Below are 19,876 nucleotides of genomic sequence, written 5' to 3' on the forward strand. Positions count from 1 at the left end.
AGTACGCATGCCGCGTGAATTCAGTCGGGCCGACCGGGTTGCCGACCAGATCCAGCGGGAGCTGGCGCAGTTGATCCAGCGGGAGGTCAAGGACCCCCGCCTGGGGATGATCAACATCAGTGAAGTGCGGGTGACCCGGGACTTCGGCTACGCGGATATCTACTTCACGCTGCTCAGCACCGTGGAACTGGACGAGAGCAGTGACGAGGTTCAGACGAGTCTGGAGGTTCTCCAGCGTGCGTCCGGGTTCCTGCGCGGGCATCTGGGCAAGTCCATGCGGATGCGTATGGTGCCCCAGCTGCGCTTCCGGTTTGATCGGCTGGCCGGTCAGAGTCGCCACATGGAGTCGCTGATCCGTGAAGCGGTAGCCAGTGACCAGCGCCGTAATGGCGGCGAGGAGCCGGAGGGCGGAGGCGAATAGTGGGCCGGAAGCGTCGTGGGGACGACATCAACGGCGTTCTGGTGCTTGATAAGCCGGCGGGGGTAACGTCCAACGCTGCCCTCCAGCAGGTCCGGCGCCTTCTCAACGCCGCTCGTGCCGGCCATACCGGTGCATTGGATCCCCTTGCCACGGGCGTGCTGCCGCTGTGCTTCGGGGAAGCAACCAAGTTTGCACAGCGCCTTCTGGAGGCGGACAAGACCTATTGCACCGTGGCCAGGCTCGGTGAGCGCACCACCACCAGTGACGCGGATGGCGAGACAGTGCAGCAGCGCGCCGTGCCGGAGGCGCTGGATGGCGCGAGCGTTGAAGCGGTTCTGGCGCGGTTCCGGGGGGCGATTGAGCAGGTCCCTTCGATGTATTCCGCGCTCAAGTACCAGGGGCGGCCGCTCTATGAATACGCCCGGGAAGGGCAGACAGTCCCTCGTGAGGCGCGCGCCATCCGCATCAAGGAACTGACAGTGCTGCGTCTTGACGGCGATGAGCTGGCACTGCGCGTGCGCTGCAGCAAGGGCACCTATATCCGGACCCTGGTGGACGACATTGGCGAGGCCCTGGGGTGTGGGGCACATGTGGCCGAGCTGCGCCGTGAAGAGGCCGGCCCCTTTGATCTTGGGCAGGCCATAACACTGGATCAGCTTGAAGCCATGGGGCGGGAGGCGGCCCGGGGCCAGCTGTGGGCAACAGATGAGCTTCTGTCGGACCTGCCTGAAACGGTCCTGGACCAGCCTCGGGCCGTGTCGATTTCGAACGGCCAGGCTGTTACCATGTCGCCCTCTGAAGCCCCGGTCGACGGACTTTGCCGGATCTATAATCCGGAGGGGCGCTTCCTTGGCCTTGCGGAAAAGGTGGGGGATGCGGTCAAACCCCGGCGGCTGATGCGTACCGGGGCGTGAAACAACCAGACGGTCGGGCTGTAAATATGCGCGGTCCGGGCCGTTTTCATTCAAAGCATATTCGGGAGTAAAAACCACATGGCACTGACCAACGAAGAGAAGCAGGACATCGTCAAGCAGTACCAGCGCGCCGAGGGCGACACGGGGTCCCCAGAGGTACAGATCGCGCTGCTGACGCACAACATCGTCAAGCTTCAGAGCCACTTCAAGGAGAACAAGCAGGATCACCACTCGCGCCGCGGGCTGATCCGGATGGTTAACCAGCGCCGCAAGCTGCTGGATTATCTCAAGCGCAAGAATGCGGATCGCTACGTTGAGATAATCCGCAGCCTTGAACTCAGGCGCTAACGGTCAAAACAATGTCGGCCAGACCTCCGGGTCTGGCCGTCTTGGTTCTGAATAACGAACCTCTGGAAAGGAGCAACTGTGAATCCAGTCAAGAAAACCTTCGAATTCGCAGGGTCCACCGTTACCCTCGAGACCGGCCGTATCGCGCGGCAGGCCACAAGTTCCGTGCTGGTCACCATGGACGACACGTCCGTGCTGGTGACCGTGATGGCGGACAAGGAACCGGCCTCGCTGCCGTTCTTCCCCCTGTCGGTCCATTATGTGGAAAAGACCTACGCCGTGGGCAAGATTCCGGGCGGTTTCCTCAAGCGTGAAGGGCCGCTTTCCGAAAAGGAAACCCTCACGTCACGCCTGATTGACCGGCCGATCCGGCCGCTGTTCAAGGACGGCTTCAAGCATGAGACGCAGGTCATCTGCACCGTCATGTCCTCGAACCGGAACGTGGATCCGGACATTCCAGCAATGATCGGCGCCTCGGCGGCGCTGTCCATTTCCGGGCTGCCCTTTGAAGGGCCGATTGGCGGGGCACGCGTTGGCTTTACAGAGGACGAGGGTTATTTCCTGAACCCGACCTACGAGAAGCTTGAAGCGAGTCGTCTCAACATGGTCGTGGCGGGCACTCAGGACGCCGTTCTGATGGTGGAATCCGAGGCGGATCGGTTGACTGAGGATCAGATGCTGGGTGCCGTTCTGTTTGCTCACAATGAGATGCAGACGGCCATCCAGGGGATCAACGAATTTGTCCAGGAGGTCAATCCGACCTCCTGGAACTGGGAGCCCGAGCCCGAGAAGACCGAGCTCAAGAACCGTATCCATGAGCAGTTCGGCAGCGAGATCGAGGCGGCCTATCAGGTCAAGGACAAGCTGGAGCGTCAGGACCAGCTGGGCGAGCTCAAGAACCGCGTGGTGGAAACGCTGGCTTCCGGTGAGGAAGGCGTCGAACCCACCGAGGACGATGTGAAGGAATACTTCGGTAAGGTCGAGAAAGAGATTGTGCGCGGTAAGGTCCTGCGTAACGAGCCTCGTATCGACGGTCGCGACAACCATACGGTGCGCCCGATCAGTGTGGAAGTGGGGCTGTTGCCGAACGCCCACGGCTCGGCGCTGTTCACCCGCGGTGAGACCCAGGCGATTGTGACGACCACCCTTGGCACCGCCCGCGATGCCAAGATCGTGGATTCGCTCAAGGGGGAAAGCCGGGACCCGTTCCTGTTCCACTACAACTTCCCGTCCTACTCAGTGGGCGAGACGGGCCGCATGGGCCCGCCTGGGCGGCGTGAAATCGGCCATGGCCGGTTGGCGCGCCGTGGTGTTCAGGCAATCATGCCCGAGCATGATGATTTCCCCTACACCATCCGTTGTGTTTCCGAGATTACGGAGTCCAATGGCTCCAGCTCCATGGCGTCGGTGTGCGGCAGCAGTCTGGCGCTGATGGATGCGGGTGTGCCGGTGAAATCGCCCGTGGGCGGCATTGCCATGGGCCTGGTGAAGGAAGGTGATGACTTTGCCGTGCTGACCGACATCCTGGGTGATGAGGACCATCTTGGGGACATGGACTTCAAGGTGGCGGGGACGCCCGAGGCGGTAACCGCCCTGCAGATGGACATCAAGATCGCCGGTATCACTGAGGAGATCATGGAGATCGCCCTGCAGCGAGCTTACGAGGCCCGCCAGCGTATCCTTGGCGAGATGGCGAAAGTGATCTCGGAGCCGCGTTCCGATGTCGCGAACAATGCGCCCAAGATGCACACCATGCACATCGACTCGGAGAAAATCCGCGATGTGATCGGCAAGGGAGGCGCTACGATCCGGTCCCTGTGCGAAGAAACCGGTGCGTCCATCGACATTGAGGATGATGGGGCCGTTAAGATCTACGCGGAGAACTCCGAGCAGGTCGAGAAAGCGACCTTCCGCATTATGGAGTTGACCGCGGATGTGGAGGTTGACCGGGTTTACCGGGGCCGCGTTGAGCGCATCGTTGACTTCGGTGCCTTTGTTAACCTGTTGCCCGGTAAGGACGGCCTGGTGCACATCAGCCAGATTGCCGACCGCCGCATCGAGAGCGTGCGCGAGGAGCTCACCGAAGGCCAGGAGGTGCTGGTCAAGGTGCTGGATGTGGACCAGCGTGGCCGCGTCAAGCTCAGTATGAAGGAAGTGTCCGGGGACGAAGAGCCGGTTGACTTCCGCCTGCCCGGCGAGGACTGAGCGCTGGCCGGCATGGAGGACTGAAAAGGGTGGCTGCGGCCACCTTTTTTTGTGCGTGGCCATCAACCGCGCATAAAAAAGGCCACCGCTAGGGTGGCCAAATGGGCTCTACTCAGATGACAGGAATTCTGAGGATCGGATGCGCCGCAACCGATACTTCACAGTATAGTTCTCACAGCTCAGCGTGCCATAGCGGTTTACACTTACGCTTCAGTGCGCCTTGAGACGGGGGGAATCGTCAAAGCACACCCGGTACACATCGGTGTACTCTTTCGCGAAGTGCACTTCCATGCCCTCCTTCAGGTAATCCGGCAACTCGTCGTAATCCCCCCGGTTCGCTTCTGGCAGAATCACCGTGCTGATCTTCTGGCGTCGGGCCGCGATGATCTTTTCGCGGATGCCACCCACAGCCAGAACCTGCCCGGTCAACGTCAGCTCGCCCGTCATTGCCAGCGCCTTGTGCGGTGCCTCGTTGCGGGCCAGTGACAGCAGGGCCGTGGCCATGGTCACGCCGGCGCTGGGGCCGTCCTTGGGGGTGGCCCCTTCCGGTACATGAAGGTGAATGTAAGAGCGGTCAAAGAACTCCGGGTCGCCCTTGTACTGTTTCAGGTGTGAGGCGATAAAGCTGTGCGCGATCGAGGCGGATTCCTTCATTACGTCACCAAGCTGGCCCGTCAGCGTGAAGCCGCGATCCTGGCTGTGGATGCGTGAGGCTTCCACGCCCAGGGTGGCGCCGCCCATGGCGGTCCAGGCCAGGCCGGTCACCACCCCCACGCCGCGCAGTGCCTTTTCCTTGCGGAACAGCGGCTGGCCCAGATAATCGGGCAGGTCCTTGACGCCCACGCGGATTGGGCTCTGTTCCCCGTCGTCCTCGACCATCCGGACGATGCCCTTGCGCACGATCTTGTGCAGCTGTTTCTCGAGGTTGCGCACCCCGGCTTCGCGGGCGTAGCCCTCGACCACCTGCCGGATGGCCCCATCGGTGATGTCCAGTTGCTTCTTTTTGAGGCCGGCGCGTTTCAGCAGCTTGGGCAGCAGGTGGTGCTTGGCGATGTCCACCTTCTCGTCGGTGATGTAGCCGGACAGCCGTATGGTGTCCATACGGTCCAGCAGTGCCTGTGGGATGGTATCCAGCTGGTTGGCGGTACAGATGAACAGGACCTTCGAGAGATCGACCCGGAGATCCAGGTAGTGGTCCAGAAATTCGCTGTTCTGTTCCGGGTCCAGGCTTTCCAGCAGGGCGGAGGCGGGATCGCCCATGAAGGAGTTACCGATCTTGTCGATTTCGTCGAGCATGACCACCGGGTTGTTGGTCCCTGCCTCCTTCAGGGCCTGCACGAACTTGCCCGGCATGGCACCGATGTAGGTGCGGCGGTGGCCCTTGATTTCGGCTTCGTCGCGCATGCCGCCCAGGGAGAAGCGGTAGAACTCACGGCCCAGCGCGCTCGCCACGGACTTGCCGATGGAGGTCTTGCCAACGCCGGGGGGACCCACCAGAAGCAGTATGGAGCCTGAGATCTCGCCCTTGAAGGTGCCTTCGGCCAGGAACTCGAGGATGCGATCCTTGATATCGTCCAGGCCGTCATGGTCGCGATTGAGCACCCGCCGCGCTTCCTTAAGGTCCAGCTTGTCCTGGGAGTGCTGGCCCCAGGGCATCTGCGTCAGCCAGTCCAGGTAGTTGCGCGTGGTGCCGTATTCCGGCGAGCCCTGTTCCAGGACCTGGAATTTCTCGATCTCGTCGTCAAAGCGTTCCTGCACGTTCTGGGGCGGTGCTTTCGCCGCCATGCGCTCGCGGAACATGTCCACGTCCGCCGTTTTGTCGTCCTTGGCGATGCCGAGTTCGCGCTGGATGATCTTGAGCTGCTCGCGCAGGAAGAATTCGCGCTGGTGTTTCTGCACCCGCTCGTTCACCTCTTCGGTGATCTCCGCCTGCATCTGCGCCACCTCGTGTTCCTTGCGCAGCAGCAGCAGCACCTTTTCCATGCGGTTGAGCAGCGGGACGGTATTCAGGACATCCTGGAGCTCCGGCCCACGGGCGCTGGTGATGGCGGCGCCGAAGTCGGCCAGTGGTGAGCTGTCATCCGGCCCGAACCGCGACAGGTAGTGTTTCACCTCTTCGCCGTAGAGTGGGTTGGTGCGCAACAGCTCCTTGATGGAACTGATGATGGCCTGGGTGTAGGCCTTGACCTGTTCGTGGTCTTCCGAGGGTTCATCGGGGTAACTGACCTCGACAAGGTAGGGCGGTTCCCGACGCAGCCAGTGATCGATCCGGAACCGCCGCACGCCCTGGGCGATGAACTGCACCTTGCCGTCCTCGCGATGGACATTATGCACCCGTACCGCGCAGCCCATGGTGGCGAGCTGTTCCGGCGCCGGCAGGTTGTCCTCCTGCTCGCCTTCGCCGCTTTCGTTCTCCACGAAGCACAGGCCCACGGTCATGTGGCTGGTGTTGTCCAGCCGCTGCAGGGTCTCATCCCACGGATCCTGGTTCAGCACTACTGGCTGCACCTGTGCCGGCAGGAAGGGTCGGCCCGACAGCGGCATGAGGTAGAGCCGCTTGGGCAGGACCTGATCGGGCAGGGCAAGGCCCCGGCCCTCAGTTTCCTGATTCTCGCTGGTGTCGTCCCGTCCGATGTACTCGGTCGCGTCGCTGTCCGTCATGATCCCCCGTCCATTCGCCAAAGAGTGTTGCTTCCGTCAACATGATGTCAGTATCCCGCAAATCAAGGGGGACAGCGGGTTGAACCACCCCTTCCGGATCCCCATTTAAAGCCACAGTACGGACGAGCGCCAACACAGGATTCACCGCTATGAGCAATTCCGAGATCATCTTCGACGCCACGCTGGAGAACTTCCAGCAGAAAGTGCTTGAGGCGTCCATGTCCACCACCGTCGTCATTGATGTGTGGGCGGACTGGTGCCAGCCCTGCAAGCAGCTTACTCCCATTCTTGAGCGCCTGGCGGAGGAATACCGTGGCGCCTTCGTGCTTGCCAAGGTCAACGCTGAGGAGCAGCAGGAGCTGGCCGGGCATCTGGGCGTGCAGAGCCTGCCCAGCGTCAAGATCGTGAAGCAGGGCCAGTTGATGGATGAGTTCAACGGGGCTCTGCCCGAGGGCGAAATCCGCGAGAAACTGGACCAGGTGGTGGATGCGCCGCCGGAGAGCGACCAGGAGAAGGCTAAGCGCCTGTGGTCCGAGGGTCAGCTTGAGCAAGCCGAGGCCGTGCTGATACGGATGAATCAGCAGAACCCCCAGGATTACGACGTGCTGATTGACCTGGCTCGCCTGCGTCTGGAACAGGGGCAGATTGAGGAAGCGCGTGCGATCTATGAAAGCCTGCCCGGGGAAGAGCGCCTCAAGCCAGGCGCCAAGCAGCTGGAAGCGCGGTTTGAATTCGAGGAGCAGGCCCGGGATATTCCGCCGGTGGCGGCGCTTCAGGATCGCCTGAAAGAGGATCCGTCAGACGTGGCCGCGATGAACCAGCTGGCGACCCATGGCATCCTGGCCGGCGACTATGAGGCTGCCATGGAGCTGCTTCTGAAATCGGTGCAGACTGAGAAGGATTTCGAAGACGGCGCCGCCAAGAATACGCTCATCAAGCTTTTTGATCTGCTGGGCAACGAGAATCAGCTGGTGCGCCAGTATCGGCGGCGGCTTTTCGCGATGATGTACTGATCCGCAGACGGTGGCTTTGGCGGTGGGCTGTTGCATTCGCACCGTGGCGTTGTTTATAGAATCGATCAATCAGCCCGCCCACCCCTATCCGCCCGGTGACATTGCGTCATCCTGACCTGTGGTTTAAGTTTAGATGGCCTTCCCGTGCCTCGTATTGCCCTGGAAACAGGTACGAGGGCGATAAAGGAAGCTCGGAGCCAAAAACCATAGACTTAGGGAATGACGATCCAATGGGAAATCTCGCCAAACACTCGCTGGTTGCCTTGATTGCAGTCGCTCTCATGGCCGGTTGTACAACGATGTCGCGGAACCTGGGCAAACTGACCGCCAACAAGTTCGCGGAGCCGCGCAGTGGCACCGTCTGGGTCGTGCCGCCGCCCCAGCTTGAGCCGCCGCGTGCGGATGAGCGCACGGTCTATATCTCTTACCGGAACATCAGTGACGCACAACTCAATCTGCGCCCGCTTCTGATCAAATCAGCCAAGAAGAATGGCTGGGAAGTGGTTAACCGCCCCCAGCAAGCCCATTACCGGCTGCGCGCCTCGACCCGCTACTTCGGCGAAGTTGACCCGGACTCCGGGGGTGCCAGTGCCGCACGCAATATGGGCGTTATCGCTGGCGCGGCGGCAGGTGTCGGGGTTGGCGCCGCCACCGCGAGCGCCACTGATAGCAATGCCGCTGGTGTGGCTGCCGGCCTGGGCAGTGGCGGCCTGATTGCTGCGGGCATGTCCAATGCTTCCACACCACGTGAGTGGGCGCTCATCATGGATGTGGTTCTGGAAGAGCGCCAGGATGGAGAGATTGAGGTCGAAGTCAGCACCGATAAGAGCAGCGCGGCTGCTTCCGGAGCTGGAACCGGGAACAGTCGTATGGCATCTGGAGGCGGCACGCAGCGCTCGAACTCCCAGTCTGCAACAACGACCAAGACCACCAATTATTTCCCTCATGGCATCCGTCTCTCGGTCTGGGCCAACCAGATGAACATGTCCGAAGAAGAGGCGATGCCTCACATCAAGAAGCGCGTTAAGAACGTGGCAACCAAGATGCTGCCCCGTTAAGCGTCCGCTCAAGCGGTCCCAGCCGCCAACTGAGGGGCGGCTGGGAATCGATGAACCCTCTGATACCAGTGTTGCAAAAGTCTGCCTCCCCACACCCGCCCGCTACCTGTAGTGTCGTAATGCTCACGACTTAGTGATTCGGATAACAATAAGCAATCCGATGAGCCCGCGAAATGGAATATTGGCCAAATAGCTTCCAGCCCCTGATGGGCACCGGCTAGAATGTTCTTCCGAGGTTTCCGAGAAGAAAGAATTGGCCCAGCTGCAAGGCATCAGATTGCGCCTGGAGCCTTTTTGAAGCCCGGGGTAGCAAGGATGACACTGTATCGATCTGGGCCGCTGTGGTCTAACGGCCCAGTTGTTGGTGATTGGCTTATTGGGCGAGGATGCCATTTTGTTTCTGAACAGTCATCGCCTCACCATCAATTTGAATAGGCAACGATTTGCAATCGTATATTCCGTTCTGCTTGTCACAGAACGCGACACGCTGGTCTTTCACTTCTGTTTGGAGAGAGGGGCCTGTGAGTATGGATAAGATACCCGTCCTTTGAGTAACCTCTACTTCGTTATAGATTACAGCATCTTTTTCTCCACTAGGACCTATAGCTTGAATGTTCTTCTTGGTTGTGGTTGTTGAACATCCTGAAACCAAGACTGTGCTGATTGCGACCAAAGTGAGAACAACTTTTTTTAGTTCCATTTAAAATACCTCAGAAGTAGTCGAAAAGATTAAGTTGCGGCATCTAGTCCGCCGCGAGAAACTATCAGTAACATTAAGAATAGGCAATCCTTTTTCTGGGCTTGAAAATGGAAATTTTGCATTATCTAGGGGCATGGATCAGATCTGGATTCTCTGAATTCAGGCGTTCGAGTTGCGAGGGGCAGTCTGGTTGCTTCGTTGTCAGGCCTCAGTTCAGCGATAGAGGGAGTAGGATGTCAATAATCCTCATTTTCGAGGCTTTCGGGAAGGTGCTACTTGTTTGTGGTTGCCATTGGTATTATCTTCGTAGAGGCCTTAGAGAATTGGGCTGATCAGTCATCCTCATGGCTGTAATTCAAGGACGTATCACAAGATGAGTGGAGATTAACCATGAAAAAGACACTGTTGGCAGCGGTGCTCGTCACAACTTCCTTTGGCGCCCAGGCAGCGGCACCCGGCGGTTCGGGTTGCGGCTGGGGCAATATGCTGTTTGAAGGCAGCAGCGGTAAGCCGATGCACCTTGTGGCATCCTCCGTGAATGGGACTTCCGGTAACCGGACCTTTGGGATTACCTCTGGTACGAACGGCTGCGATACCAGTGGCACGCTGCAGTACCACGGCCAGAACCTGTTGGCCCAGGCTGGCGTGATGGAAGAAGTAGCCCAGGACATGGCCGTTGGTGACGGTGAAGCTCTGACAGCCCTTTCTGTTTCCATGGGGGTTCCGGCCGACAAGCGTGACCACTTCAAGCAGACCATGCACGAGAACTTCAACGCGATCTTCCCCAGCGAGGATGTGACTGCCGAAGAGGTTATGGGCAACATCCACAGCGTGATGGATCAGGACCAGAAGCTGGCCAGCCTCAGCTGATTGGCAGGCTTTACCACCGCCCGGCTTCAGGCCGGGCGGGTTTCCCTCCCCAAAAGCAAGCCACTGATGACATTGAGAGAACTGGCGCTATTACTGGTGCTGGCAATAGCGCCGTTGTGGGCGCAGGCCAGCAATGAGCAACTGGCTGACCATCCCCGTTGGCAGGCACTGCTGCACATCAATCAGGGCACGACCTGGCGCTATCAGGGCCGCAGCTACATTGATGATCCGGATTTCTTCCTCCATGACTCCGGTGCCACGGACCCAGCCGCCGAGTTGCAGGCCAGCATTGAGCAGTTGAGACCGGCTGCGAGCGAGGTACGCTGTGAGTTCCCCGCCCGTTATCGCTTCCTGAGCCAGCAGCTGGATTGGCCGGATGATGGTGGTCTCAGCCACTGCAACGACTATCAACAATGGCGGGAGGCCATGCCCGGTGAACGGGTAGCCCTGATCTTTCCCGCTTCCTATCTCAACAGCCCGTCGTCCATGTTCGGTCATACCCTGCTGCGGATTGACCGGGGGAATGATGAGGACGGGGTCTGGCTTTCCCGCGCCATCAACTTTGGCGCGACGGTCCAGGGGCAGGAGAACTCCCTCCTGTATGTCTACCGGGGGCTTTTTGGTGGCTATCCGGGGTATTTCAGCAATGTACCCTATATGAACAAGATCCGTGATTACGCCCATCTTGAAAACCGGGACATGTGGGAGTATCAGCTGAACCTCACCCAGAGCGAGCGCGAGTGGCTTCTGGCGCATCTCTGGGAGCTTGAGGATATTGAGTTCGATTACCTGTTCATGGACGAGAATTGCTCCTTCCGCCTGTTGGAGCTGATCAACCTGGCGCGGCCGGATACGGGGCTGATGGCGGATTTCCGCTTGGCGGAGGTCCCCGCCAACACGGTGCGTTCCCTGAACCGGGCTGGTTTTGTCGAAAGGGTTGAGTACCGACCGTCCAAGGCGAATGAGCTGGATGAGCTGGTTGCCCGGCTCAGTGCTGACGAGCGGGATCTGGCCCTGGCCCTGGCAAGGGATGCCTCTGTGGCCGGAGAACAGGATTTCCGGGCGCTGTCACCCCGGCGCCGCAACCTGGTGGCCCGTACCGCCTATGCCCAGCTGCGGTTGCAGCACCGTGAGGGCGAGCGGTCTGAAGCCGCTTCCAAACGCGGCCTGGCGCTTCTGCGTGTGGTCAACCGCACGCCTACGGTCTCCGGGGTTGAGCCGGAGCGACCTGTTTCGCCCGAAAAAGGGCACCGAACCAAGATGCTGGCCGCCAGCGCCGGTAGGCTGGGCTCGCAAGGCTTTGGTGAATTCCAGGCGCGTTTCAGCTATCACGACTGGCTGGACAACCCGGAGGGGTACCTGAACGGGGCGGCGATCGAGGCCTTCAACGCGCGCATTCGCCGGGTCGAGGGGGATGACCTGGCGCTGGAGCAGCTGGATGTGGTCAACATCAAGTCACTGGCGCCGCGCAACCGCTTCCGTAAACCGGTTTCGTGGTTCGTGAACGGGGGGCTGGACCGGCGCTTCATTGGCCACAAACGGCATCTGACGCGCCACATCCAGGGTGGGCCTGGCCTGGCGTGGGAGCGGGGCGCCAGCATCGCCTATGGGTATGCCATGGCAAGGGCCGAGAACAACAGCGCGCATCAGACTCTGGTCTCGGCGGCGGCCGGAGCGCGCGCCGGTGTGCTCTGGTATGGCGATGGCTTCCAGCTGGGCCTGGAGGTGGAGGGGCTGTACTTTCACAATGACGACCGCCGCTATCGGCCCTCGGCGACGCTGAATATTCCGATGGGGCGCAACCATGCCCTTCGCGCCCGTCTTGAGAGGGATGGTGGGCGAGAGCGGGCTGAAACGGAGTTCCAACTGTCATGGCGCTATTATTTCGACTGATCCCGTTGGTGATGCTACTGGGGCTGGGTGGCTGCAGTGGCCTCTTTTTCCAGCCCATGAGCGAGTGGGTGCAGAATCCGGCGCGTCAGGGGCTTGCCTATGAGGACATTGTGCTCATCCATCCGGATGGCCAGCGCATCCATGGCTGGTGGCTGCCATCGGCCACAGATGAGGTGCGGGGCACCGTGTACCATCTCCATGGCAATGCCGAGAACATCAGTACCCATTTGATGAACGTGGCCTGGCTCCCGGCCAAGGGCTACCAGGTGCTGCTGATCGACTATCGCGGCTTTGGCCTTTCCGAGGGGGAGCCGGATCTGGCGGGGGCGAGGGAGGACGTTCAGCTGGGGCTCGACTGGCTCTACGCATCGGGTCGTGTGACGCCACCGTTGGTCGTGTTCGGACAAAGCCTGGGGGCGGCGCTGACTACCGGCGTAATGGGGCGTGAGGCCAATGCCGGCAAGGGGGATTGCGTCATCCTGGAGGCGCCCTTCACCAGCTATCAGGCCATCACCCGGGATCTCATGAGGCAGAGCTGGGTGCTCTCGCCCTTGCGTTTCGTGGTGGCGCCGTTGATGCCAGAGGCGGCCGAGCCGATTGACCGGGTGGCCGGCATCGCGCCACGGCCACTGCTGGTCATGCACAGCATTGAGGATGGGATTATTCCGTTTGAGCATGGCAGGAAGCTTTATGAGGCAGCGGCCGAACCCAAGACCTTCCAGCGCCTGAAGGGCGGGCACATCCAGAGCACGCGGGCCACGGATGTTCGCCGCCGGCTGCTCGATTTCATGGGGAAGGACTGCTCCTAACGGCGCCGGCGCCGTTTTTTGGGGACAAACGCCGCTGGCTTGGTGCTGAGCCACTGCGTGAATGCCGCCAGTTCGGGAATGGCCAGCAACGATTCACGGGTGTTGTGGTACAGGCCCAACGCCTGTTCGCTGCGCAGGTAATGGATCATGTTGTGGCAGGGGCGACACACCCAGCAGACGCGGCTTTCCAGCTCGGCACGCGAGAAGTGTTTGCGGAATCGCTTTTTCCGGTGCAGGCGCCTTGGAATAAGGTGGTGTTGGGTCAGGTCCTCGACCCCGCGCCCACAGAGTTCGCAATGGGACGGTCTGGTGGGTTTGGTACTCACATCGGTCGGGTTACGGGCGTGTTACTCCAGACTGCGCATCATGCGCCCTTGGCCCTTGAACTCAAGGCCGTACAGTGTTTGGTTGAAACCATCGGTGGAAATTGCCTGTTCGGGAAAGCGTACCCCCTGCCACTGGAGTTCTTCAATCCGGATATCAAAGCCCAGATTCACCGCGGGTCGACCCTGAACCATCTGCACGAAGCTCTGGATGTTGTGATCGCGCGGGTTAATGACCATTACAGTTTGGCCATCACTGGCTGGGCTGGGCACGGAACGCTCGCGGGGTGCTGAGGTTTGCGGCTGCGGGAACACCAGGGAGAAGATGCTGCGCTCATCGTCGACCTGACGGGTGGGACGATTGGAATCACTGGCCCTGAGCCCCAGCGCCATGCTCAGGCTGGCCTGCTCGCCCGCGGTCTGCTGGATGGGGGGCGCATCGCCACCAGCGGCGGTGGGCCCCACGATGTTGAGGACGTTACCCGCGTTGATATGGACGCCCCCGAGGGCGGATTCGTCCATCAACTCCACTGCCTGGACGGAGCTGGCCATAAGGGCGCTCAGCAGGGCGGCTCCCACTGTTCGGGGCTTGATACGCATTGCGGGCTCCGTCTGGGTTCCATTTAAACAACTTCCTATATGGATTGTAATGTAACGTCAAAAAAGATCAAAATCTGTTCACCTTTGTGTCCAGGATTTGCTTTTGAACTGTGATTCATTCCACGCAAATTGGCTGCAATGAACTATGCTTACCTTTTGAGATGTGAAACGCGACACAGGAGGGCCCCAATGCGGGAAGACGAGGATCCAGTCGAAACCCGGGAATGGCTGGAAGCACTGGAATCCGTAATCGAGTACGAAGGCATTGAGCGGGCGGAATACCTGCTCTCGAAACTCTCAGACAGGGCGACCCGGGCGGGCACGCCCATGCCCTATGCCATCACCACGCCCTTTCGCAATAGCATCCAGCCCATCGACGAGGCGCGGATGCCGGGCGATATGTTCATGGAACGCCGAATCCGCTCGCTGATCCGCTGGAACGCGCTGGTGATGGTGATGCGCGCCAACATGAAACCCGGGGACCTGGGCGGCCATATCTCCACCTTTTCATCCGCCGCCACCCTCTACGATGTCGGCTTCAACTATTTCTTCCATGGCGGGGATGAGCACCGCGAGCCGGATCTGGTCTACTTCCAGGGCCATGCCGCACCGGGGATTTACGCCCGCTCCTTCCTGGAAGGGAGGCTGAGCGAGGAGCAGCTGGACCACTATCGCCAGGATACCCTGGAAAACGGCATCTCGTCCTATCCGCACCCCTGGCTGATGCCGGACTATTGGCAGTTCCCCACCGTCTCCATGGGGCTGGGCCCGATCCAGGCCATCTATCAGGCTCACATCATGAAGTACCTGCACAATCGCGAGCTTGTTGAAAGCGGTGATCGCAAGGTCTGGTGCTTTGTGGGCGACGGCGAATGTGACGAACCCGAGACCCTGGGCTCCATTGGGTTGGCCGGGCGCGAAAACCTGGACAACCTCATCTTCGTGGTCAACTGCAACCTCCAGCGGCTCGATGGGCCGGTGCGTGGTAACGGTAAGATCATCCAGGAGCTGGAAGGGATCTTCCGGGGGGCTGGCTGGAACGTGATCAAGGTGGTCTGGGGCCGCCATTGGGATACGCTGTTCGAGAAGGATACCGAAGGGGTGCTGCAGGAAGCACTGGATCGCACCTGTGACGGGGAGCTCCAGAACTACCTGAGTCAGGGCCCGGCCTATACCCGTAAGCATTTCTTCGGGCAGACGCCGGAGCTGGCCGAGCTGGCGAAGAGTCTCTCCGATGAGGACATCCTGCAGCTCAATCGCGGTGGGCACGACCCCTACAAGGTCTACGCGGCTTACCACGAGGCGGTCCACCACAAGGGGCAGCCCACAGTCATTCTGGCGCATACCATCAAGGGCTATGGGTTTGGTGAGGGTGGCGAAGGCCAGAATATTGCCCACCAACTGAAGAAGCTGGATCACGAGGCACTCAAGGCGTTCCGGGATCGCTTTGCGGTACCGGTCAATGATGATGAACTGGATCAGCTGCCGTATTACCGGCCGGCGGCGGACAGCCCCGAGATGCTGTACATGCAGAAGCGCCGGCGCGAGCTTGGCGGCCACCTGCCGCGCCGGCGCCGGGATTCGAGTCCGCTCCAGATCCCGGAGCTCAAGACCTTCGACAAGCTGCTTGAGGGCACCGGTGACCGCGAAATGTCCACGACCATGGCGTTCGTGCGCATGCTCACCACCCTGATGAAGGACAAGCAGGTGGGCCAACGGGTGGTGCCCATTGTGCCGGACGAGGCACGGACCTTCGGGATCGAGGGCCTGTTCCGCCAGACCGGGATCTATACCTCCGAGGGCCAGAAGTACACGCCCGAGGACCGGGACCAGATCATGTACTACCGGGAGGACAAGAAGGGCCAGATCCTCCAGGAAGGCATCAACGAGGCCGGTGCCATGTCCGCCTGGATTGGGGCGGCAACGGCTTACAGCAATCACGACTACCCGTTGCTGCCGTTCTACATCTTCTACTCCATGTTCGGCTACCAGCGGGTGGGCGATCTGTGCTGGGCGGCGGGCGACATGCGCGCCCGGGGTTTCCTGCTCGGCGGCACCTCCGGCCGGACCACCCTCAATGGCGAGGGGCTGCAGCACCAGGACGGCCATGGGCTGATCCTGCACAACGTGGTGCCCAACTGCCTGACCTATGATCCGACCTATGCCTACGAGGTGGCCGTGATCATCCAGGACGGCATGCGGCGGATGTACCAGGAAAACGAAAGCGTTTACTACTACATCACCCTGCTGAACGAGAACTACCAGCACCCGCCCATGCCGAATGGGGTTGAAGAGGGCATCATCCGGGGCCTCTACCAGCTGGAGTCCGTGAACGTGGCGGGCAAGGCGAAGGACAAGGCCCCGCGCGTCCAGCTTCTGGGCAGTGGCGCCATCCTCAATGAGGTCAGGGCGGCGGCCCAGATGTTGAAGGAGGAGTTCAAGATCGGTTCGGACGTGTGGAGCGTGACCAGCTTCGGCGAACTGGCCCGTGATGGCCAGCATGTGGCGCGCTGGAACCGTCTCCACCCGGACAAGAAGCCCCGGACCTCCTGGGTGCACGATCAGCTCAAGGGACAGGTGGGGCCGGTGATTGCCTCCACGGACTACATCCGGCTTCAGTCCGAGCAGATCCGTGCCTATGTGCCGGGAGCCTACCATGTGCTGGGGACTGACGGTTTCGGGCGCTCGGATACCCGCTGGAACCTGAGGGCCTTCTTTGAGGTGGACCGCTACCACGTGGTCGCTGCCGCGCTGAACGCGCTGGCCGAAGAGGGAACCGTGGAACGTGGCACCGTTATCGAAGCCATGAACCAATACGGCATTGACCGCGACAAACCCAATCCGGCGTCCAGCTGATCTGGTAGTACAAGGAGATACCGCATTATGAGTGAACAGGCGATCCGGGTTCCCGAGCTGGGTGGCGCGGACTCGGTTGAGATTGTCGGTGTTCTGGTCAGCGTGGGTGATTCGGTGAATGCCGAGGACCCGCTGCTGGAACTGGAGTCCGACAAGGCCACCGTGGAACTGCCGGCACCGGCAACCGGAAAGATCACCCGACTCGATGTGAATGAGGGGGATGCGCTGAAGGAAGGCGACCTCGTGGGCATGATGGAGGTTGGGGAAAGCCAGGAAGGAGCTGCAGGGAGCGAGGAGCACGAAGCGGCGCCAGCTGGTGATGACGATCAGGCGCCGGATGCCCCCGCTGAGGAAACGGCTCCGCAGCAGGACCAGGCGCCGTCCGGTGGTGAGCAGACGATCCATGTGCCCGAACTGGGGGGTGCCGATTCGGTGGAAATCGTCGGCGTCCTCGTCAGTGTTGGTGATTCGGTGAACGCTGAGGATCCACTGCTGGAGCTGGAGTCCGACAAAGCCACCGTGGAAATGCCGGCCCCGGCTGCAGGGAGAATTACCCGTCTCGACGTTAAGGAGGGCGATACCCTCAAGGAAGGGGATGTCGTTGGAATGCTGGAAGTCGCAGGCAGCGGCTCTGGAGCTGAAGGCGGTAAGGAGCAGGCAACGGGGAGTGAGGCGCAAGGAGTAGGGAACGAGGCGCAAGGTTCGAGTGGCGAAGCGCAGGGTGCTTCTGAAGGCGCGGGTTCCGCTGGCGATTCGCCCCGGAGCCAGGCCAGCTCAGCCAGTGCCGCCAGCGTCCCGGCTGAAACAACCCAGCCGGCCCCGGCCAAGCGCGTCCACGCCGGGCCCGCCGTGCGCCGCATCGCGCGCGAGTTCGGCGCGGACCTCCAGCGGATCCAGGGCAGTGGGCCCAAGGGGCGTATCCTCAAGGAAGACGTCCAGGCGTGGGTGCGCAGCCAGCTCCAATCCGGTGGCACTAAGCCCGCCAGTGGTGGGGCCGGCATCCCCGAGGTGGCATTGCCCGATTTCAGCCAGTTCGGCGAGATCGAGCGCCAGTCGATGACCAAGATCCAGCGGGTGACCGCTTACGGCATGCACCGGAGCTGGCTGAACGTGCCGCACGTGACCCAGTTCGACAAGGCGGACATCACCGACCTCGAAGACTTCCGCAAGAGCCACAAGACGGAAGGCGAGAAGCGGGGTGTGAAGATGACGATGCTGCCCTTCCTGATGAAGGCCTGCGCCCACGCCCTGAGGACCTATCCGCAGTTCAACGTGTCACTGGACATGGCGAACGAGCAGATCATCCAGAAGCACTACTGCCATATCGGCATTGCGGTGGATACGCCCAATGGGCTGGTGGTGCCCGTGGTCCGGGATGTGGACCGCAAGAGCATCTGGCAGTTGGCTGAAGAGGCCCAGGAGCTCGCTGGCAAGGCACGGGACAAAAAGCTCACGAATAACGACATGAGCGGGGCCTGTTTCACCATCACCAGCCTGGGAGGTATTGGGGGAACCGCGTTTACGCCCATTGTGAATTCGCCTGAGGTGGCGATCCTTGGTGCTTCCAAGGCGGCCATGGAACCGGTCTGGGATGGCGCACAGTTTGAGCCGCGGCTGATGCTGCCGCTGTCGCTGTCCTACGACCACCGGGCCATCAACGGCGCGGACGCCGCCCGTTTTACCACCCTGTTGTCCCGGGTTCTTGGGGACCTGCGTGAGTTGCTGATGTAGGGGCCGTGGCCCCGGCCCGCAGGGAGGGCCGGGGCGCGCTTCAGCGGCCGTTAGAGGGTCATGGCGGCAATCCAGCCAAACGCAATCAGCGGCACGTTATAGTGGATAAAGGTTGGAACCACGCTGTCCCAGATGTGGTCGTGCTGGCCGTCGGCGTTCAGCCCGGCAGTAGGGCCCAGCGTGGAGTCGGATGCTGGTGACCCCGCATCCCCCAGGGCTGCTGCTGTTCCCACCAGTGCCACCGTGGCCATGGGAGAGAAGCCGAAGTTCAGCGCCAGGGGCACGTAGAGCGAGGCGATGATGGGGATCGTTGAGAACGACGACCCGATTCCCATGGTGATGAACAGGCCCACCACCAGCATCACCAGGGCAGCCAGCCCGGGGTTGTCACCAATGACCTCGGTGGAGCTGGTGACCAGCGATTCCACGGCGCCACTGGCTTCCATAACGCTGGCAAAGCCGGAAGCGGAAATCATGATGAAGCCCACCAGGGCCATCATGCGCATGCCCTCAGTGAAGACCGTATCCTGTTCGCGCCAGCGGAACACGCCGCTCACAGACAGGATCGCGAAGCCGAAGATTCCGCCAACCACCATGGAGCCACTGAGCAGCTGGACGGCGACCGTCCCGATCAGTGATAGGGCCAACACCCCCTTCTGCCACAGCTTCAGGTGGCTGGCTGCTTCCTCCGGCGTTTCCTCACCATGGGCCAGGTCCCGGTCCTCGTAGTCACGCTTGCCGCGATAAGTGAAGAACACCGCCACGATCAGACCAATGGCCATGCCGCTGATGGGGATGCCCATAGCCAGGGGAACCATGTCCTCGGTGACCGTCAGGCCCATGTCCGCGCCGCTTTCGTTGATGTTCGCCAGCAGCAGGTCGTGGAGGAAGATGGAGCCGAAGCCCACGGGCAGCAGCATATAGGGCGCTGTAATGCCAAAGGTGATGACACAGGCGACGGCCCGGCGGTCCAGCTGCAGGTGGTTCATGAACTTCAGCAGGGGCGGGACCAGGACCGGGATGAAGGCAATATGCACGGGGATCAGGTTCTGTGAGCTCACGGCGGCGGCGAGCAGGACCCCGAGCACCATCAGGATGATGCGTTGGCGGTGCGGAATCCCTTCATCAAGATGCAGTTTATCAATCGCCTTGCGCGACAGCAGCTGGGTGATCCCTGAACGGGACAGCGCCACGGCGAAGGCCCCGAGCACGGCGTAGGACAGGGCCACCTTGGCGCCCCCGCCCAGTCCGTCATTGAACGCGCTCAGGATATCGTTAATGGGCATGCCGGCCCAGAGACCGCCCACCAGGGTGGCCACGATGAGGGCGAAGACAACGGAAACACGGGCAAGACTGAGGGAAACCATCACGAGGATGGCCAGGACAACAGCGTTCATTGGATAGGCTCCTGGAGGTGAGTACTTGTTTTTGGTATTTCCCCGGGCCCCCGGAATGTGACCGGGGGCAGCATCTG

Annotated in this window: 16 protein-coding genes; 11 read left to right on the forward strand and 5 right to left on the reverse strand. The window is 61.0% G+C overall.

Features of this window, described 5'->3' with window-relative positions:
* The first annotated feature begins 7 nt into the window (after positions 1 to 7).
* From rbfA to pnp, 4 genes are all read left to right on the forward strand, one after another.
* On the forward strand, positions 8 to 421 hold the full coding sequence (gene rbfA / locus AC1RQI_RS05095; protein WP_481903921.1) for a 30S ribosome-binding factor RbfA: 414 nt from the start codon (positions 8 to 10) through the stop codon (positions 419 to 421).
* On the forward strand, positions 421 to 1,335 hold the full coding sequence (gene truB / locus AC1RQI_RS05100) for a tRNA pseudouridine(55) synthase TruB (protein ID WP_481903922.1): 915 nt from the start codon (positions 421 to 423) through the stop codon (positions 1,333 to 1,335). Before rbfA ends, truB begins: the two co-directional genes overlap by 1 nt.
* A 78-nt stretch (positions 1,336 to 1,413) precedes the next feature.
* The gene (rpsO, locus tag AC1RQI_RS05105; protein ID WP_416633404.1) at positions 1,414 to 1,683 is read left to right on the forward strand and encodes a 30S ribosomal protein S15; all 270 of its coding nucleotides are present in this window, start codon (positions 1,414 to 1,416) and stop codon (positions 1,681 to 1,683) included.
* Between the two features lie 78 nt (positions 1,684 to 1,761).
* Positions 1,762 to 3,888, forward strand: a complete 2,127-nt coding sequence (gene pnp / locus AC1RQI_RS05110; protein WP_481903923.1) for a polyribonucleotide nucleotidyltransferase — start codon at positions 1,762 to 1,764, stop codon at positions 3,886 to 3,888.
* Positions 3,889 to 4,098: 210 nt separating this feature from the next.
* Here the strand turns inward: pnp and lon are convergent, their stop codons facing one another.
* Positions 4,099 to 6,549 (reverse strand): endopeptidase La, encoded by a 2,451-nt coding sequence (lon, locus tag AC1RQI_RS05115; protein WP_481903924.1) that lies wholly within the window; start codon positions 6,547 to 6,549, stop codon positions 4,099 to 4,101.
* 149 nt (positions 6,550 to 6,698) lie between these two features.
* On the opposite strand from lon, the gene AC1RQI_RS05120 reads away from it, so the two are divergent.
* Both AC1RQI_RS05120 and traT read left to right on the forward strand, forming a co-directional pair.
* Positions 6,699 to 7,562 (forward strand): tetratricopeptide repeat protein, encoded by an 864-nt coding sequence (locus AC1RQI_RS05120; RefSeq protein WP_481903925.1) that lies wholly within the window; start codon positions 6,699 to 6,701, stop codon positions 7,560 to 7,562.
* Positions 7,563 to 7,861: 299 nt separating this feature from the next.
* The gene (gene traT, locus AC1RQI_RS05125) at positions 7,862 to 8,620 is read left to right on the forward strand and encodes a complement resistance protein TraT (protein ID WP_481903926.1); all 759 of its coding nucleotides are present in this window, start codon (positions 7,862 to 7,864) and stop codon (positions 8,618 to 8,620) included.
* Positions 8,621 to 8,993: 373 nt separating this feature from the next.
* Here traT and AC1RQI_RS05130 read toward each other — a convergent pair whose 3' ends face one another.
* On the reverse strand, positions 8,994 to 9,320 hold the full coding sequence (locus AC1RQI_RS05130) for a hypothetical protein (protein ID WP_416633409.1): 327 nt from the start codon (positions 9,318 to 9,320) through the stop codon (positions 8,994 to 8,996).
* Between the two features lie 390 nt (positions 9,321 to 9,710).
* Here AC1RQI_RS05130 and AC1RQI_RS05135 point away from each other — a divergent pair, with 390 nt between their 5' ends.
* The 3 genes from AC1RQI_RS05135 (at position 9,711) to AC1RQI_RS05145 (ending at position 12,892) form a co-directional block, all read left to right on the forward strand.
* Positions 9,711 to 10,190, forward strand: coding sequence for a DUF3015 domain-containing protein (locus tag AC1RQI_RS05135; RefSeq protein ID WP_481903927.1), 480 nt, complete (start codon positions 9,711 to 9,713; stop codon positions 10,188 to 10,190).
* 66 nt (positions 10,191 to 10,256) lie between these two features.
* Positions 10,257 to 12,083, forward strand: a complete 1,827-nt coding sequence (locus tag AC1RQI_RS05140; protein ID WP_481903928.1) for an Lnb N-terminal periplasmic domain-containing protein — start codon at positions 10,257 to 10,259, stop codon at positions 12,081 to 12,083.
* Positions 12,062 to 12,892, forward strand: coding sequence for an alpha/beta hydrolase (locus AC1RQI_RS05145; protein ID WP_481903929.1), 831 nt, complete (start codon positions 12,062 to 12,064; stop codon positions 12,890 to 12,892). The genes AC1RQI_RS05140 and AC1RQI_RS05145 overlap by 22 nt, the downstream gene beginning before the upstream one ends.
* Here AC1RQI_RS05145 and AC1RQI_RS05150 read toward each other — a convergent pair.
* A complete protein-coding gene (locus tag AC1RQI_RS05150; RefSeq protein WP_481903930.1) occupies positions 12,889 to 13,218 on the reverse strand; it encodes a hypothetical protein in 330 nt (109 codons plus the stop codon). The two genes, AC1RQI_RS05145 and AC1RQI_RS05150, sit on opposite strands and share 4 nt — an antisense overlap.
* 21 nt (positions 13,219 to 13,239) lie before the next feature.
* Positions 13,240 to 13,815 carry a hypothetical protein gene (locus tag AC1RQI_RS05155; RefSeq protein WP_481903931.1) on the reverse strand — a complete coding sequence of 192 codons (576 nt, stop codon included), beginning with the start codon at positions 13,813 to 13,815 and terminating at the stop codon, positions 13,240 to 13,242.
* A gap of 189 nt (positions 13,816 to 14,004) precedes the next feature.
* Between AC1RQI_RS05155 and aceE the strand changes: the two genes are divergently transcribed.
* A complete protein-coding gene (aceE, locus tag AC1RQI_RS05160) occupies positions 14,005 to 16,671 on the forward strand; it encodes a pyruvate dehydrogenase (acetyl-transferring), homodimeric type (protein WP_481903932.1) in 2,667 nt (888 codons plus the stop codon).
* A 27-nt stretch (positions 16,672 to 16,698) separates the two neighbouring features.
* Positions 16,699 to 18,402: a dihydrolipoyllysine-residue acetyltransferase gene (gene aceF / locus AC1RQI_RS05165; RefSeq protein ID WP_481903933.1), complete on the forward strand. Its 1,704-nt coding sequence runs from the start codon at positions 16,699 to 16,701 to the stop codon at positions 18,400 to 18,402.
* A gap of 50 nt (positions 18,403 to 18,452) precedes the next feature.
* Here the strand turns inward: aceF and AC1RQI_RS05170 are convergent, their stop codons facing one another.
* Positions 18,453 to 19,799, reverse strand: coding sequence for a Na+/H+ antiporter family protein (locus tag AC1RQI_RS05170; RefSeq protein ID WP_481903934.1), 1,347 nt, complete (start codon positions 19,797 to 19,799; stop codon positions 18,453 to 18,455).
* Positions 19,800 to 19,876 lie beyond the last annotated feature (77 nt).

The sequence above is a fragment of the Salicola sp. AFF1 genome, assembly GCF_056783195.1.